The sequence below is a fragment of the Streptomyces sp. SP17BM10 genome (assembly GCF_036322405.1).
Taxonomy (GTDB): Bacteria; Actinomycetota; Actinomycetes; order Streptomycetales; family Streptomycetaceae; genus Kitasatospora.
On sequence record NZ_JAQYXB010000259.1, the window covers coordinates 1 to 854 of the forward strand.

The window sequence follows — 854 nt, forward strand, 5'->3', positions numbered from 1 at the left end:
TCAAGGGCGTGACGGAGGAGACCACGACGGGTGTCCACCGGCTGTACGAGATGCACCGTGACGGCAAGCTGCTGTTCCCGGCGATCAACGTGAACGACTCGGTGACGAAGTCGAAGTTCGACAACAAGTACGGCTGCCGGCACTCGCTGATCGACGGGATCAACCGGGCGACGGACGTGCTGATCGGCGGCAAGGTCGCCGTCGTGTGCGGTTACGGTGACGTGGGCAAGGGCTGCGCGGAGTCGCTGCGCGGCCAGGGCGCGCGGGTGATCGTGACGGAGATCGACCCGATCTGCGCGCTGCAGGCGGCGATGGACGGCTACCAGGTCGCCACGCTGGAGGACGTCGTCGAGACGGCCGACATCTTCATCACGACCACGGGCAACAAGGACATCATCCTGGCGTCGCACATGGCGCGGATGAAGCACCAGGCGATCGTGGGCAACATCGGTCACTTCGACAACGAGATCGACATGGCCGGTCTGGCGCAGCTGCCGGGCGTCGTGAAGACCGAGGTGAAGCCGCAGGTCCACGAGTGGCGCAAGGAGGACGGCCGGACGATCATCGTGCTGTCCGAGGGCCGTCTGCTGAACCTGGGCAACGCGACCGGGCACCCGTCGTTCGTGATGTCGAACTCGTTCGCGAACCAGACGATCGCGCAGATCGAGCTGTTCACGAAGACCGAGCAGTACCCGATCGGCGTGTACGTGCTGCCGAAGCACCTGGACGAGAAGGTCGCGCGTCTGCACCTGGACGCGCTGGGCGTGAAGCTGACCACGCTGACCCAGGAGCAGGCCGACTACATCGGCGTCCCGGTCGAGGGCCCGTACAAGGCGGAGCAGTACCGCTACTGA

General features: G+C 65.5%; 1 protein-coding gene. It reads left to right on the forward strand.

Annotation, left to right across the window (positions count from 1 at the left end; all coding sequences use genetic code 11):
- A partial coding sequence (locus PUR71_RS01120; protein ID WP_329924382.1) for an adenosylhomocysteinase occupies window positions 1-854 on the forward strand: 854 nt, incomplete at its 5' end.